Annotated in this window: 13 protein-coding genes; 6 read left to right on the top strand and 7 right to left on the bottom strand. The window is 74.4% G+C overall.

Annotation, left to right across the window (positions count from 1 at the left end; all coding sequences use genetic code 11):
* Positions 1 to 19: 19 nt before the first annotated feature.
* Entirely contained in the window at positions 20 to 628 is a 609-nt protein-coding gene (gene thiE / locus ACGFI8_RS31530) for a thiamine phosphate synthase (RefSeq protein WP_392810429.1), read from the bottom strand.
* A gap of 17 nt (positions 629 to 645) precedes the next feature.
* On the opposite strand from thiE, the gene ACGFI8_RS31525 reads away from it, so the two are divergent.
* The gene (locus ACGFI8_RS31525; RefSeq protein WP_392810428.1) at positions 646 to 1,620 is read left to right on the top strand and encodes an aldo/keto reductase; all 975 of its coding nucleotides are present in this window, start codon (positions 646 to 648) and stop codon (positions 1,618 to 1,620) included.
* A 64-nt stretch (positions 1,621 to 1,684) separates the two neighbouring features.
* On the opposite strand, the gene ACGFI8_RS31520 is transcribed toward ACGFI8_RS31525, so the two are convergent.
* Complete coding sequence (locus tag ACGFI8_RS31520; RefSeq protein ID WP_392810427.1) at positions 1,685 to 2,104, bottom strand: hypothetical protein; 420 nt, start codon at positions 2,102 to 2,104, stop codon at positions 1,685 to 1,687.
* Positions 2,105 to 2,283: 179 nt separating this feature from the next.
* Here ACGFI8_RS31520 and ACGFI8_RS31515 point away from each other — a divergent pair, with 179 nt between their 5' ends.
* From ACGFI8_RS31515 to ACGFI8_RS31505, 3 genes are read left to right on the top strand one after another with little or no spacing between them, the layout of a single operon-like run.
* Positions 2,284 to 2,649, top strand: coding sequence for a hypothetical protein (locus tag ACGFI8_RS31515; protein WP_392810426.1), 366 nt, complete (start codon positions 2,284 to 2,286; stop codon positions 2,647 to 2,649).
* Positions 2,642 to 3,121, top strand: coding sequence for a hypothetical protein (locus tag ACGFI8_RS31510; protein ID WP_392810425.1), 480 nt, complete (start codon positions 2,642 to 2,644; stop codon positions 3,119 to 3,121). The genes ACGFI8_RS31515 and ACGFI8_RS31510 overlap by 8 nt, the downstream gene beginning before the upstream one ends.
* Positions 3,122 to 3,141: 20 nt before the next feature.
* Positions 3,142 to 3,954: a hypothetical protein gene (locus ACGFI8_RS31505; protein WP_392810424.1), complete on the top strand. Its 813-nt coding sequence runs from the start codon at positions 3,142 to 3,144 to the stop codon at positions 3,952 to 3,954.
* A 9-nt stretch (positions 3,955 to 3,963) separates the two neighbouring features.
* Here ACGFI8_RS31505 and ACGFI8_RS31500 read toward each other — a convergent pair whose 3' ends face one another.
* The 5 genes from ACGFI8_RS31500 to ACGFI8_RS31480 all read right to left on the bottom strand — a co-directional run bounded on the left by ACGFI8_RS31500 (position 3,964) and on the right by ACGFI8_RS31480 (position 12,714).
* On the bottom strand, positions 3,964 to 7,323 hold the full coding sequence (locus ACGFI8_RS31500) for an error-prone DNA polymerase (protein ID WP_392810423.1): 3,360 nt from the start codon (positions 7,321 to 7,323) through the stop codon (positions 3,964 to 3,966).
* Positions 7,323 to 8,891, bottom strand: coding sequence for a DNA polymerase Y family protein (locus ACGFI8_RS31495; protein ID WP_392810421.1), 1,569 nt, complete (start codon positions 8,889 to 8,891; stop codon positions 7,323 to 7,325). Before ACGFI8_RS31495 ends, ACGFI8_RS31500 begins: the two co-directional genes overlap by 1 nt.
* Positions 8,854 to 9,591 carry a hypothetical protein gene (locus tag ACGFI8_RS31490; protein ID WP_392810491.1) on the bottom strand — a complete coding sequence of 246 codons (738 nt, stop codon included), beginning with the start codon at positions 9,589 to 9,591 and terminating at the stop codon, positions 8,854 to 8,856. The genes ACGFI8_RS31495 and ACGFI8_RS31490 overlap by 38 nt, the downstream gene beginning before the upstream one ends.
* A 1,106-nt stretch (positions 9,592 to 10,697) precedes the next feature.
* Positions 10,698 to 11,210 (bottom strand): SAV_6107 family HEPN domain-containing protein, encoded by a 513-nt coding sequence (locus ACGFI8_RS31485; protein WP_392810420.1) that lies wholly within the window; start codon positions 11,208 to 11,210, stop codon positions 10,698 to 10,700.
* A gap of 409 nt (positions 11,211 to 11,619) precedes the next feature.
* Entirely contained in the window at positions 11,620 to 12,714 is a 1,095-nt protein-coding gene (locus tag ACGFI8_RS31480) for a winged helix DNA-binding domain-containing protein (RefSeq protein ID WP_392810418.1), read from the bottom strand.
* 86 nt (positions 12,715 to 12,800) lie between these two features.
* Here ACGFI8_RS31480 and ACGFI8_RS31475 point away from each other — a divergent pair, with 86 nt between their 5' ends.
* Complete coding sequence (locus tag ACGFI8_RS31475; protein ID WP_392810417.1) at positions 12,801 to 13,742, top strand: DMT family transporter; 942 nt, start codon at positions 12,801 to 12,803, stop codon at positions 13,740 to 13,742.
* Positions 13,743 to 13,770: 28 nt separating this feature from the next.
* Positions 13,771 to 14,259, top strand: a complete 489-nt coding sequence (locus ACGFI8_RS31470; RefSeq protein WP_392810416.1) for a YbaK/EbsC family protein — start codon at positions 13,771 to 13,773, stop codon at positions 14,257 to 14,259.
* Positions 14,260 to 14,273 lie beyond the last annotated feature (14 nt).

Below are 14,273 nucleotides of genomic sequence, written 5' to 3'. Positions count from 1 at the left end.
CACCTCCGCCCAGCCCGGCTCATGCCGCGAACTCCGCGGCGGCGGCGTACGGGTCCGCCGCGCCGCTGACCGCGCCCACCACGGCGACCGCGTGCGCGCCCGCCGCGAACAGCTCGGCGGCCCGCGCCGCGGTGACCCCGCCGATCGCGACGACCGGCACGTCGACCGCCTCGGCGACCGCGCGCACCCCGGCCGGGCCGATCGCCGCCGGCAGCCCGGACTTCGTCGTGGTCGCGAACGCCGGCCCGACGCCGAGGTAAGAGGCCCCGTCGGCGACCGCGCGCCGGGCCGTCTGCGGGTCGCGGGCGGTCGCGCCGAGGATCGCGGCCGGGCCGAGGATCCGCCGGGCCGCGGCCACGGGCAGGTCGTCGGCGCCGACGTGCCCGCCGTCGGCGCCCGCGGCGAGCGCGATGTGCAGCCGGTCGTTGACCAGGCAGGTGCGGCCCAGCTCGCGGCACATGGCCAGCACGCGCACGGTCAGCTCGTAGGCCTCCCGGTCGGTGACGGCGTCCTCGGGGCGCACCTGCACGACGTCGAAGCCCGCCCGCAGCGCCGCGGCGACCACGTCCAGGGTGTCGCGGCCGGGCCGGGTGTCGGTGACGAGATGCAGTCGTCCAAGGCTGTGCACCGCGATAGTTTTTCAGAATGCAGCAGGTACGACTCGGCCGGTCCGGCCTCCAGGTCTCCGAAATCTGTCTCGGCATGATGAGCTACGGCTCGTCCGCCTGGCGCGACTGGGTGCTCGACGAGGACGCGGCCGACCCGTTCGTGCGGCGCGCGGTCGAGGCCGGGATCACGTTCTTCGACACCGCCGACGTGTACTCGCTCGGCGAGAGCGAGCGGGTCACCGGGCGGCTGCTGGCGCGGTACTTCGCCCGCCGCGACGACTACGTGCTGGCCACGAAGGTGCACGGCCGGATGAGCGCCGCGCCCAACGACGGCGGCCTGTCCCGCAAGCACATCCTCGCCGGCATCGACGAGTCGCTGCGCCGGCTGGGCACCGACCACGTGGACCTCTACCAGATCCACCGCTGGGACCCGCACACCCCGATCGAGGAGACGATGGAGGCCCTGCACGACGTCGTCCGGGCGGGCAAGGCCCGGTACATCGGGGCGTCGAGCATGTACGCCTGGCAGTTCTCGAAGGCGCAATACGTGGCCCGCGAGCACGGCTGGACCACGTTCTCGTCGATGCAGAACCACTACAACCTGGTCTACCGCGAGGAGGAGCGCGAGATGCTCCCGCTGTGCGAGGACCAGGGCGTCGGCGTCATCCCGTGGAGCCCCCTGGCCCGCGGCCTGCTGGCCGGTAACCGCGGCCGCGGCGGCGAGCGGCGCACCACCCGCGCCAGCAACGACCCGTTCAGCGACATGTACACCGACGACGACTTCGCGGTCGTGGACGTCAACGCCGAGGTGGCCGCCGAGCGCGGCGTCTCCCCGGCCCAGGTCGCGCTGGCCTGGCTGCTGTCCCGCCCGGCGGTGACCGCCCCGATCATCGGCGCGACGAAGCTCCCCCACCTGGAGGACGCGATCGCCGCCACGGAGCTCACCCTGGACGAGAAGGAGATCGAGCGCCTCGAGGCCCCGTACGTCCCCCACCGCGTCCTGGGCCACTGACACCCCGCGGGCATGCGAAAGGGCCCGGCCAATTGGCCGGGCCCTCTGTGCTTCGCGCGGGGTGTCAGTTGGAGGCGACGCCGAGGTGGCCCTCGCCGCCGTGGAACTGGGTGCCCTCGGCGAAGGCGGCGTCGAAGCGGTGCTGCAGGGCGTCGAGCTCGCCGAAGTCGGCCTGGTGGGCGTGCTCGCTGCCCTCGGCGGCGAAGACGTGGTCGTCGACCTCGGCGTTGTGGCTGTAGTTGGTGAAGTCGTCCGACTCGTAGTGCACGGCGGCCGGCGCGTCGTACTCGACGTGGTGACCCTGCGAGAAGGCCGTGGACTCGGCGGCGTGGTGGTCCTGCTCGTACTGCCCGAACTGGCTGCCGTAGTCGGCCTCGTGACCGTGGGCCTGGTGCAGCTGGTCGAGGGCGTCGTGCTCCTGACCCGCCTCGTAGTGGCCGTAGTCGACGTCGTGGCCGCTGTCGCCGGCGTCGAAGTCGCTCATGTCTTCCCCTTGGTCGTCGTTGCGTTGCGATGAACGGTAAGGCCACCGTCGCGCGGAAGAATCCCGGAATCGTGCCAGTGGCAGGTAGCCGACAGAAAGTGAACCACGCTCACGGCGGCGGCCGCGTCACCTGGGTAGCCACGACGAACGGCCCGGGCCGGCCGGATACGCTGTCGGCCGTGATCGGGCCGCTGGCAGTCGCCATCCACGTGCTGTCGCTCGCGCTCGCCGCCTGGGCGTTCGCCGAGTTCTTCCGGCGGCGGGAGCCGACCCGGCCGCTCTTCGCCGGCCTCGGCGTGGTCGAACTGCTCGTGCTCGTCCAGGTCGTCGTCCTCGTGGTCCGCCTCGCCGGCGGCCAGGGCCCGTCGGCCGGTGGCGACCAGGTCACGCTGGTCGGGTACCTGCTCACCGCGGCCCTGCTCCCGCCGGCCGGCGCGGTGCTCGCCCGCATGGAGCCCACGCGGTGGGGCTCGCTGCTCATCGGCGCGGCCGCGGTCATCGTGCCGGTGCTCATCCTGCGACTCGGACAGATCTGGAATGGCTGAATCGACCCCGAAAGACCGGGAAGACCCGAAAGACCGGGAAACCTCGGAGGCACGGCCCCTCAACAAGGGCCCCGGGCGCCTCCTGGTGGCCGTCTACGGGGTCTTCGCCCTCTCCGCCGGCGCCCGCGCGAGCGTGCAGATCGCCACGAAGTTCCACGAGGCGCCACTGGCGTACACCCTGTCCGCCCTGGCCGCGGTCGTGTACATCGTGGCGACCGTCGCGCTGGCCAGCTCCAGCGCGCGCTCCCGGCGCATCGCCGTGGCGGCGGTCGGGTTCGAGCTCGTCGGCGTGCTCGCCGTGGGCACGGCCAGCCTGCTGGACAAGCAGGCGTTCCCGGACGCCACCGTCTGGTCGGGCTTCGGCCAGGGCTACGGGTACGTGCCGCTGGTCCTGCCCTTCGTCGGGCTGTTCTGGCTTTGGCGAACCTCCCGACGCGAACCCGTCGCCGAGGCGACTGCGCCGAGGGATTGACCTGCCCCACCATTCGCGGCATGACCACTTCCCGCGGCCCGGCCATCGTGATGTTCCTCGTGGCCGCCGTCGAGTTCATGCTCGGCGCCGGCTTCCTCATCGCGGGGACCGCCGGCCTCGTACCCGAGGCGAGCACGACGTTCGTCTCCGTGGGTGCGGCGCTGATGCTCGGCAGCTTCCTGCTGTTCTGGCTCGGCATGAAGTTCAACTTCCGGGCCGCGCAGGCCCGTGCCCTGCGCGACCGCGGCGTGGTCGGCACCGCGCAGGTGCTCGGCGCCCGGCAGACCGGCGTGACCCTCAACGACCAGCCGCAGGTGGCGCTGGACCTGCGGGTCACCGCGCCCGGCCACGGCACGTACGACGCGAGTGTCAAGGACTTCGTGCCGTTCATCGCCCTGGGCATGCTGGGCAGCGGCCGGCCCCTGACGGTGCGGGTCGACCCGCACGACCGGCAGCGGATCCTGGTCGACTGGGAGTTCACGCCGTCGGCTGGCGCGGCCGAGATCCAGCGGGCGGTCGCCGTGCCGGTCCCGGTGGACCCCGCCGAGGCGGCGCGGATCAAGGCGCACATCCTGGCCACGGGCGTGCCGGGCACGGTCCGGGTGCTGTCCGCCGAGTTCGCCGGCAGCCTCGACGAGCAGGGCCGCCCGGTGTACTCCGCGCAGCTGCACATCCAGGTGGAGGGGCGCGAGCCGGTCGCCGGCCCGGCCGTGTTCGCGGTGCCGCTGGAACGCGTCTCGGTCATGCAGCCCGGCGGCGTGATCCCGATCAAGGCCGACCCGTACGACCCACGGAAGTTCGCCGCCGACTGGGACCGGCTGCCGACCTCGTAACGGCGGCGTCTAACGGAAGTCCCGGGAGGGGGAGCGGATCGGCAGGGTCAGCGCCGCCAGGTGGTCGGCCCGCAGGTTGAGCACCCCCTCCGCCTTCTCCAGCACCCCGCGCACGATCATGGCGTTCGCCGTCCGGGCGACCCGGCGGTACCGCTGCCAGAGCCCCGGCGTGCAGGTCACGTTGAGCATGCCGGTCTCGTCCTCCAGGTTGATGAACGTCACCCCGCCGGCCGTCGCCGGGCGCTGCCGGTGGGTCACGATCCCGCCGACCGACACCCGCCGGCCGTGCCCGGCCCCGTGCAGGGCCTCGATCGACAGGGCGCCGATCGTGTCCAGGTAGGGCCGGGCGAACTGCACCGGGTGCGCGTCCGGCGCCAGGCCGGTCGCCCACACGTCGGCGACCATGCGCTCGACGGCGTCCATCCCGGGCAGCATCGGCGCCTGGGTGCCGCCGGTCGTGCCGGGCAGCCGCCCCGCCGTCTCCTGCGCCGCCGCGCCGGCCGCCCACAGCGCCTCGCGGCGGGCCAGCCCGAGGCAGGCGAACGCGTCGGCGGTCGCGAGCGCCTCCAGGTGCGTCGCGGTCAGCCCGGCGCGACGGGCGAGGTCGCTCATCGAGGTGTACGGTCCGCCCTCGCGCCGGACCTCCTCGATGCGCTTGGCGACGGCCTCGCCGAGCGAGCGCACCGATCGCAGCCCGAGCCGGACCGCCGGACCGCCGCGCCCCCAGTCGCTCGGCCTGTCCGACGTACCGGATATTGCTGATGCTTCGGGTTCCTCCAGCGTCGCCGCGGCGGCGCTCGCGTTGACGTCCGGGCGGCGGACCGTCACCCCGTGCCGGCGGGCGTCGTCGACCAGGGTCTGCGGCGAGTAGAAGCCCATCGGCTGCGCGTTGAGCAGCGCGGCGCAGAACGCGGCCGGGTGGTAGCGCTTGAGCCAGGCGCTGGCGTAGACGAGGTAGGCGAAGCTCATCGCGTGGCTCTCCGGGAAGCCGTAGTTGGCGAACGCGGCCAGCTTGTCGAACAGCTCCTCGGCCAGCGCCCCGGTGATGCCGTTGCGCGCCATGCCGGCGAAGAGCCGGTTGCGGATCGCGGCCATCCGCTCCATCGAGCGCTTCGAGCCCATGGCCCGGCGCAGCTCGTCGGACTCGGCCGGGGTGAACCCGGCGACGTCGATGGCCATCTGCATGAGCTGCTCCTGGAACAGCGGCACGCCCAGGGTCTTCTCCAGCGACGGCTTCAGCAGCGGATGCGGGTAGGTGACCTCCTCCAGCCCGTTCTTGCGCCGGATGTACGGGTGGACCGAGCCGCCCTGGATCGGGCCCGGCCGGATCAGCGCCACCTCCACCACGAGGTCGTAGAACTCGCGCGGCTTGAGCCGCGGCAGGGTGGCCATCTGGGCCCGGCTCTCCACCTGGAACACCCCGACCGAGTCGGCGCGGCACAGCATGTCGTACACCTCGGGGTCGTCCAGCGGCATGTGCGCGATGTCCAGCTCGGAGTCGATCATCTCGAACGCGTACCGCAGCGCCGAGAGCATGCCGAGTCCGAGCAGGTCGAACTTCACCAGCCCGACCGAGGCGCAGTCGTCCTTGTCCCACTGCAGCACGGTGCGGTTCTCCATCCGGGCGTGCTCGACCGGGCACACCTCGATCACCGGCCGGTCGCAGATGACCATGCCGCCGGAGTGGATGCCCAGGTGCCGCGGGAACGTGAGCAGCTCGTTGGCGAAGTCGATCACCAGCGCCGGGATCTCGTCGAGCTCCGCGGTCGCCATGGCCCCCCAGCGCTCGACCTGCTTGCTCCACGCGTCCTGCTGCCCCGGCGAGTGCCCGAACGCCTTGGCCATGTCGCGGACCGCGGACTTCGGGCGGTACGAGATGACGTTGGCCACCTGGGCGGTGAACGTGCGCCCGTACTTGCCGTAGACGTGCTGGATGACCTCCTCGCGCCGGTCCGACTCGATGTCGATGTCGATGTCCGGCGGCCCGTCGCGCTCCGGGGACAGGAACCGCTCGAACAGCAGCCCCCAGCGCACCGCGTCGACATTGGTGATCTTCAGCGCGTAGCACACCGCGGAGTTGGCCGCCGAGCCGCGCCCCTGGCAGTAGATACCGTTGCGCTCACAGAACGTGACGATGTCGTGCACCACCAGGAAGTACCCCGGAAAATCCAGCTCCTCGATCAGCGCCAGCTCGTGTTCGAGCTGCTCATGGGCCTTCTGGTTGCCGCGGTACCGCTCGGCGGCGCCTCGCATCGTCAGGTGCCGCAGCCACTGCATCTCCGACACGCCCGCGACGGGCACCGGGTACGCCGGCAGGTTCGGCGCCACCAGCTTGAGGTCGAAGGACAGCTCCTCGCCGAGGGCGGCGGCCCGGGGTACCGCATCCGGGAAGGCCGCGAACCGGGCGGCCATCTCCGCGCCGCTGCGCAGGTGCGCGGTGCCGGCCGCGGGCAGCCAGCCGTCGATCTCGTCGAGGCTGCGCCGGGCCCGCACGGCGGCGAGCGCGGTGGCCAGCCGGCGGCGCCCCGGCGCGGCGTAGTGCACGTTGTTCGTCGCGACGACCGGCAGCCGCCGCTGCAGCGCGAGGTCGGCGAGCGCGTCGTTGCGCTCGTCGTCGAGCGGGTCGCCGTGCGAGGTCAGCTCGACGGCCACCGAGTCCGGCCCGAACAGCGCGACCAGCCGGTCCAGCTCCGTGCGCGCCGCGTCCGGGCCGGCCGACAGCAGCGCCGCCGGCACGTGCCCCTTGCGGCACCCGGTCAGCAGCATGACGTGGTCGCGCAGCGCCGCCGCGGCCTCCTCCAGGTCGTACACCGGGCGGCCCTTCTCCCCGCCGCGCAGGTGCGCCTCGCTGATCGTGCGGGACAGCCGGGCGTACCCCTCGGGCCCCCGGGCGAGCAGCAGCAGGTGCCGCCCGAGCGGGTCCGGCTCGCCGTTTTGCGGCCCCGGCAGCCCGAGCGACAGCTCCGCGCCGAACACGGTGCGCATCTCCAGGGCCCGCGCCGCCTCGGCGAAGCGCACCACGCCGTAGAAGCCGTCGTGGTCGGTGATCGCGATCGCGGACAGCCCCGTCCGGGCCGCCGCCTCGGCCAGCTCCTCGGGGTGGCTCGCCCCGTCGAGGAAGCTGAAGTTGCTGTGGCAGTGCAGCTCCGCGTACGGGACCGCGGCGGCGGGCCGGGCGAGCGGCGGCGCCTCGTACTCGGCGCGCTTGCGCGTCCAGGCCGGCGAGTCACCGCCGTCGCCGTGGTCGGCGGAGAGGACGTCGGGGTGGTACCCGGGCCCGGGCGGCTCCCAGCTCTTGGCGTCCTTTTTTCTTCCGGACAGCCGCCGTTCCAGCTCCGACCACGGCACGTCGGGGTTGTTGAATCCCATCAGTCGTACAGCGCTTCCATGAACCAGGCTCCGTTCTGCAGTACCGCGAGAAACGCCCGGTCGTCGGCCAGCCGCAGCTGGAACCGCGCCGCGCGCCGCGACTCGCCCTCCGCCCACCAGCGCTCGTCCACGGGCCAGGGCCCGGCCCACCCGACGATCCCGACGGCGTGCTCCTCCGCGCCGATACGGGCCTGCGCCGGTACCCCGCTGAGCTCCAGCCGCCCGCCGACGCGCACCGGCCGCCCGTCCGCGTCGAGCACCTCGGCGGGGATCGGCTCGACGTACACGGTGGCGGGGCTCGGCCCCGGCAGCCGCCCGGGCCAGGGCGCCTCGGCCCCCTGCGCGATCCGCTCGTCCCCCCAGGCCACAAGCCGGATGCGGCTGCGGTCGGCCCGCCCGCCGTCGAGCACCGCGGTCAGCACGGCGTCGGGCCCGAGCAGCCCCTGGACGCGGGTCAGCGCGCGGTGCGCCCGGTCGCGCTCCTCGCCGGCCTCGCCCCACAGCCCCGGCTGCAGCCCGAGGTGCTCGACCACACCCTCGGGGATCAGCCGCAGCCGCACGATCCCCTTCGCGCGGTCGCCTTGACCGCGGAGCCAGCCGTCCAGCTGCCATCGCAGGCGGTCGGCGATGGCGTTCACGCTCAGCAGGCCGTCGTGGCGCCAGGTGCGCACCAATTCCTGGCCGCTCTCGGTGACCGCCTCGATCGCCAGGCGGGTGCAGGCCAGGCCGTGCGACCCGAGCCGGTCGTGCAGCCGCTCGGCCAGCGCCCGGGCCGCGAACGCCGCCGCGTCGACGCGGTCGACCGGCTCGTCGAACGTCTCGGCAACGTCGAGGTCGGCCGGCGGCCGGCGCGGCGCCAGCGGCCGCTCGTCGCGCCCCCCGGCGAGCCGGTGCGCGAGCGCCGCGTCGAACCCGAACCGGTCGAGCACGTCGGCCCCCGGCAGCGCCGCGAACTCCCCGAGCGTGTGGATCCCGAGCCGCCGCAGCAGGTCGACCAGCCCCGGCCGCCCGAGCGCCGCGATGCTCAGCCCGGACAGGAACTCCGCGGTCTCCCCGTCCGGCACGATGACCCCGGCCCGCGCCGCCAGCCCCGCCGCGAACGTCCCCTCGGCGATGCCGGCCTGTGCCTCGACGTCGCACTGCTGGGCGATCTGCTCGACGATGCGCTCGGCCGCCGCCGCCTCGCCGCCGTGGTACCGGGCCGGGCCGCGCGCTGCCAGCGCACAGGCCCCCGGCCGCAGCGTCTCCACCCCGGCCGCGATCGCCTCGACGGCCGCGAGCACCGGCTCGAACGCCCGCATGTCCCGCCCCGGGTCGTGCTCCAGCACGATGAGCTGCGGGCACCGCCCCTGCGCCTCCCGCTTGCGCAACCCCCGCCGCACCCCCTCCGCCCGCGCCGCCGGCGACGCGACCAGCACCCGGTTGGCGTGCATGACCGCCACCGCCTCGTGCGCCGGGTACCCGTCGACGATCTCGGCCGCGATCACCGGCCAGTCCGGGCACCACACCACGATCATCCGCACCGCCGCCTCACCCCACCCTGCGCAGCCGACCGGCCGTTTGTTCATTGACATCCGGCACCGCTCGGATCGCGGGCCGCGAATCGGGGGCGGCGGCCGGCAGAGCGCGAGTGACCGGCGGGAGGACGCCCTCCAGGGCGGGCAGCCACAGCGTCACCTCGCGCGGCGCGGCGGCCGCCCCTCGGCCGCGGGCCTGGATGGTCATCTCCCGGCAGCGCAGCCGCCCCCGCCCGGCGCCGAGGCCACCCCAGGCCCCGCGCACCGGCGCGACGGTCAGGTCGGCCCCCGTCCAGGCCCCCGCCGGCATGAGCACGCTCCCCCGTTGCCGCGCCCGGGCCGCCAGCCGCCCGGCCACCACCGGCGCGACCGGCCCGGGCGGCGCAGCCACGACGATGTCGACCCCGTCGAGCAGCGCGGCCACGATGGTGGTCCACTCGGTGCCCGGATTCGGTACCAGCGCCAGCCGCTCCAGCGCGATCCCCATCTCGGCCGCGGCGATCGGGCTGAGCGCCGGCAGCCCCACGACCGCACACCACGACCCGGCCCGCGACGCCGCCGCCAGCAGCGCGAGCAGGACCGACGAGGTGTGTACCGCGATCGTCGCCCCGCGCCGCAGCCCACCCCCCGGCAGCAGCGCCCGCAGCCCCGAGAGCACCGGCAGCGTCCGGGCGCTCCCCGTCTCCCCGGCACCGTGCCCGCTGGCCGTCCGCACCACACCGCTCAGCCCTGCGGCCCGCACCACCTGCAGCCCCGCGCCCCCACCCGCCGAGGAGCGCGCCGACCCGACCGCCGCACCGGCCCCCAGACCGCGCAGCGACCCGGCCTCCGCACGGACCCCCGACCCGCGCAGCGAGCCGAGCGCCGGACCGAGCGACGGGCCGAGCGGAGAGGGACGCGGCGGTTCGGTTCCGGGGCGACCGGGCAGGTCGCCGGAGGGGTGGGCGCCCGCGCCCCCCGGATCGGCTTCCGTCAGCCGCTCAAGCCGTCGAGGCGCGGCCCGCCCTCCGACGACGGCGACCGACGCCCAGTCGTCGTCCTCGGGACGCACATCGTCGTACGTCTCGTCGTAGAACTCGGCGGCCGCCGAAGCCGACATGCCAGCCACGCACCTGCTCCCCCACTGTCGTGCTCCTCGTTCTCCCGGCCCAACTCCCCGAGAGATAAATCCAGATAAACATGGGCAAATCACCCAAATGCAGAACGCCTGCTGTCACTCTTCGCCGCCAGCGGCCGCTTCCCACCCCAACCTCAGCGGCGGCGCCGCCACCCAGAGGCCAGGTCACCCACGAGCCGAGCCGGGACCAGCACAGCGATCAACCCGGACCGCCCGGCGACCCGGCGGTGTTCGGGGGTTTCCATGATCGCGGAGTGAAAGTGCTGCTCCTTGTACATGTCCACTCCGTGATCACGGCGAACCCCGCACGCCGGTCGGCGCAGATCGCAGGCGCGGCCAGTGCATGCCGCCCGAACTTGGCTTCTCGGGATGCCAACGGCCAATTGGCGGTCGCCCCAAGCAGGCTGCGACCGGAAGCTCGGTGGACGGCATATGGCCAGCTGCCTGGCGAGCCGACTGGTTGGCTGGCTGGCCGGCCGACTGGGTGGCTGGCCGGCCGACTGGCTGGCTGGCCGGCGAGCCGACTGGCCGGCGAGCCGACTGCCCGGTGGGCCGGCGGCCCAGCGGCAGCGCATGCCCGGACGGTGGGCGGCTCGGGCCCACGGCGGCCAGCTCGGCCCCAGCGGCGGCGCGTGCTCGGACAATGAACGGCTCGTGGCCCGCGCCGAACCGGCTCGGACCCACGGCGGGCAGCTCGGGCCTGGCGGGTGGTTGGCACCGGTGCGCAGGGGGACGCGGCGTCAGCTGGCCAGGCCCTCGAGCCTCGGCTGGTACGAGTAGCCGAGGGCGACCTCGACGACGGCGATGAACTGCTCGGCGGCGCGCATCAGGTCGTCGGCCTCGCGGGCGCTGACCACGCGGGGGATGCCGGCCTCGGCGGCCGAGCGCTTGCTGGCGCCCGCCGCGAAGAACGACGCCCACTCGGACAGCTCCGGGGCGACGAGCACGAGCAGCGACCAGACGCTGGTCACGCGGCTGCGCCGGCCGGGTCCGGCGGGCACCGCGCGGGCGGCGAGCACCGCGGCGGCCGCGCGCAGGGCCGCCAGGTGGGCGGTGGCGTAGCGCATGCCGTCGGTGCGGATCTCCGCCGCCTCGTCAAGACCGTGGCGGGCCAGGGTCAGCAGCTCCCGCGGGGTGCGATGGGGAAGCGCGTGTGCGGGAACCGGAAGCTGTTGCCGGGACGCACCGCCACCCGGCACGGCGGCCGGGAATCGACTAACGTTGGACGAGCTGGTCGAACGGTTCGTCGGCATCGGTGCTCTCCCTCAGTGGTGCGTCGGCAGGTCTTTGCCTGTGGTGCGCATGGACGCGCGTGCCGTGCCGCCGTGGGGGGAGTCACAGCGCCACGCGGATCGAACGGGTGCCGTTGCCCGCGATGGGCGACGGCGCGCCGGCCGGGCGTGGAGCTTCCCCACACCACACCCGGCCGGCTGGGTCGCCGCCCGCCGCCCGGGGGTCGTGGGCGGCGAGCGGCGGCCCCGCCTGAGGCCAGACCCGCGAAAATCCGGCCTCCGCGGTGTCGCGGACCGCGCTCGGGATCGGCGCCGCGAATCGCCTTCCCCGAAGCAGTTCGAACACTCGTTCGATGGCTTAAGACTACACCGGGGAGGGCGGTGGGTGGCAATGGTTGGGGGAGAATTTTCGAACACCCGTTCGCATGATTCACTCCCAGGCCGTCGTCAGGGGCTCGCCGAGGAAGCGGGCCACGTCCGCCGCCTCGGCCTCCAGCGCGTCGCGGGTCGCGGCGGGCAGCGCGCCCGGGCCGTCGAAGGGCTGCAGCGTCAGCCTCCGCCCGGTGCGCCGCCAGAGGCCGACCACCTCCCCGCCCACCAGCAGCGTCGCCGCGACCATGCCGCCGCCCGCGTTGACGCGCTTGGCATGCTCGGCCCGCAGCACGAAATCCCGGTCGCGATGGCCGAGCAGCACCGTGTCGAACTGCCCGAGCAGCCGCGGCGGCAGCGACATCGACGCCCCCGACTCCGAGGCGACATCGGGAAGTTCCGGGTCGGAGCCGAGCAGCGCCAGCGCCCGCCGGGCGGTGGCCGCGGGCAGGCCGGACCAGGCCGCGAGGTCGGCCGCGTCCGCCGGGCCGTAGCCCAGTAAATAGCGCCGGGCGAGCTCGCGCAGGGCCGCGTCGCCCTCGAAGTCGCCCTCGAAGTCGCCCCGGCGGGGGCCGCCGGCCGCCGCAGCGGCGACGCGGACCTCCTCGGCGAGGATCACCGACGGGCGGCCGCCGGCCAGGTCGGGGCCGCGGCAGAGCACCCCGGCGGCCGCCGCGTAGGCCACCAGGTGCGCCGGGGCCTGGCCGGTCGGCTCGATGCGCACGCCGCGGCCGGCCAGCCGGGCGACCAGCTCGGCGCGGTCCATCGGGCCCGCGCCGGCGAGGATGCCGGGGATCTCGGCCAGGGCGCGCTCGGCGGTGTCGTCGTCGACCCCGAGCTCCTCGCGCCGGCGGCGCCCGGCGGCACGGTTGAGCGGGCCGAACAGCCCGGTCAGCCAGCCGAGGTCGGCGGCGGAGACCAGGTGCAGGGTGCCGCGCATCAGCCACGTGCGGGCCAGCTCGCCGCTCGCCAGCGCCCGGTCGACGTCGGCGGCGCGCAGCCCACGGGTGCGCGCCCGCACCGCCAGCCGGGCCGCGGGCCAGGACTGCGCCTGCACCCCGACGACCCGCTCGACGGCGTCCAGCACGCCGCGGGCGGGCGGGCCGGCCAGCAGCTGGGCCCGCATCCGCCGCGCCCCGAGCGAGGCTGTCGTCATACCGGCACCCTAGCCAGTGGGTATGACAAAAAACCGCGGCCGTAAGGAGCGGAAAACCCAGTACACCTGACCGCTACGCTCATCGGGTGAATCACCAGCCCCGCCCCGCCGTCGGCGTCGCGATGGTGCTCGCCGGCAGCGTCCTGTTCGCCGTCAACGGGACCGTCTCGAAGCTGGCCTCCGCCACCGGCATCGACGCGCCGCAGCTGACCACCCTGCGCGCCAGCGGGGCCGCGCTCGGGCTGTTCGCGCTGGCGCTGGCGATACGCCCGAGCCGGCTGCGGGTCACCCGGCGCGAGCTGCCGATGCTCGTCGCGTACGGCCTGGCGGGCTTCTTCGCAGTCCCGATGCTCTACTTCGTCGCGATCAACCGCATGCCCGTCGGCATCGGCCTGCTGTTCGAGTTCACCGCGCCGGTCCTGGTCGCGCTCTGGGCCCGGTTCGTGCAGGGCCACGCCGTGCGGCCGCGCCTCTGGGTGGGCCTGGCCGCCTGCCTGGCCGGCCTCGCCTGCGTCGCCGAGATCTGGGGCCGGCTGCGCCTGGACGCGCTCGGCCTGCTCGCCGCGCTGTCCTCCGCCGTGCTGCTCGCCGCCTACTACCTGCTCAGCGCCCGCGGCGTGGTGAGCCGGGACACGCTGTCGCTGACCGCGTACGCGTTCGGGGTCTCCGCGCTGGCCGGCGCCGCGGTCCGCCCGTGGTGGCGCTTCGACCCGTCCGCGCTCACCGCCACCAGCCAGACCGGGCACCTGCCGGTATGGCTGCTGCTGACGTACATCGTGATCGCCGGCTCCATCGCCCCCTACCTGCTGGTCGCCGGGGCCATGCGGCACCTGCCCCCGACCAGCGTCGGCATCATCGGCATGGCGGAGCCGGTGGTCGCCACCGCGGTCGCCTGGCTGGTGCTGCACGAGCACCTCGACCCGGCGCAGATCGCCGGCGGCACACTGATCCTCGCCGGCGTCGCGCTGGCCGAGACCGCCCGGGTCAAGGCCGAGCCGTCGGACCCGAGCCACGTCCCGCCGAACTGACCCTCCGAGCGAAAGGCAAGATGGACACATGCAGCCCCATCCCAATGTCCAGGCCATCCAGGACGCGCTGGACGCCGCCGGCGCGCGCGACGCGTCCGGCGGGCCGTGCCGGGTCAAGGTGCTCACCGAGGCCGTGCACACCGCCGCCGCGGCCGCCGCGGCGATCGGCATCGAGGTCGGCCAGATCGCCAATTCACTGATCTTCAACGCCGACGGGGAGCCACTGCTCGTGCTCACCTCGGGCGCGCACCGGGTCGACACGGCCAAGGTCGCCGCGCTGCTCGGCCTGGCGAAGGTCAAGCGCGCCGACGCCGACTTCGTGCGCGAGCACACCGGGCAGGTCATCGGCGGCGTCTCCCCGCTCGGGCACCCCAAGCCGGTGCGGACCCTGGTCGACGTGGACCTCGCGCGGTTCGACGAGGTGTGGGCGGCCGGCGGGATCCCGCAGGCGGTCTTCCCGATCACGTACGCCGAGCTGGTGCGCATCACCAGCGGTACCGCCGCCGAAGTGGCGTGATCGCGCGCCTTCAC

Origin of the sequence: Dactylosporangium sp. NPDC048998, assembly GCF_043197855.1 — a bacterium.
Taxonomy (GTDB): Bacteria; Actinomycetota; Actinomycetes; order Mycobacteriales; family Micromonosporaceae; genus Dactylosporangium.
This window is presented reverse-complemented; position numbering and strand designations above follow the sequence as displayed.

Excerpts from the sequence above, each read along its gene's own strand:
- ACGFI8_RS31525 (WP_392810428.1), top strand. The coding sequence starts at position 646 with ATGCAGCAGGTACGACTCGGCCGGTCCGGCCTCCAGGTCTCCGAAATC.
- ACGFI8_RS31520 (WP_392810427.1), bottom strand. The coding sequence starts at position 2,104 with ATGAGCGACTTCGACGCCGGCGACAGCGGCCACGACGTCGACTACGGC.
- ACGFI8_RS31510 (WP_392810425.1), top strand. The coding sequence starts at position 2,642 with ATGGCTGAATCGACCCCGAAAGACCGGGAAGACCCGAAAGACCGGGAA.
- ACGFI8_RS31505 (WP_392810424.1), top strand. The coding sequence starts at position 3,142 with ATGACCACTTCCCGCGGCCCGGCCATCGTGATGTTCCTCGTGGCCGCC.
- ACGFI8_RS31500 (WP_392810423.1), bottom strand. The coding sequence starts at position 7,323 with ATGGGATTCAACAACCCCGACGTGCCGTGGTCGGAGCTGGAACGGCGG.
- ACGFI8_RS31495 (WP_392810421.1), bottom strand. The coding sequence starts at position 8,891 with ATGAACAAACGGCCGGTCGGCTGCGCAGGGTGGGGTGAGGCGGCGGTG.
- ACGFI8_RS31485 (WP_392810420.1), bottom strand. The coding sequence starts at position 11,210 with ATGCCGACGAACCGTTCGACCAGCTCGTCCAACGTTAGTCGATTCCCG.
- ACGFI8_RS31480 (WP_392810418.1), bottom strand. The coding sequence starts at position 12,714 with ATGACGACAGCCTCGCTCGGGGCGCGGCGGATGCGGGCCCAGCTGCTG.
- ACGFI8_RS31470 (WP_392810416.1), top strand. The coding sequence starts at position 13,771 with ATGCAGCCCCATCCCAATGTCCAGGCCATCCAGGACGCGCTGGACGCC.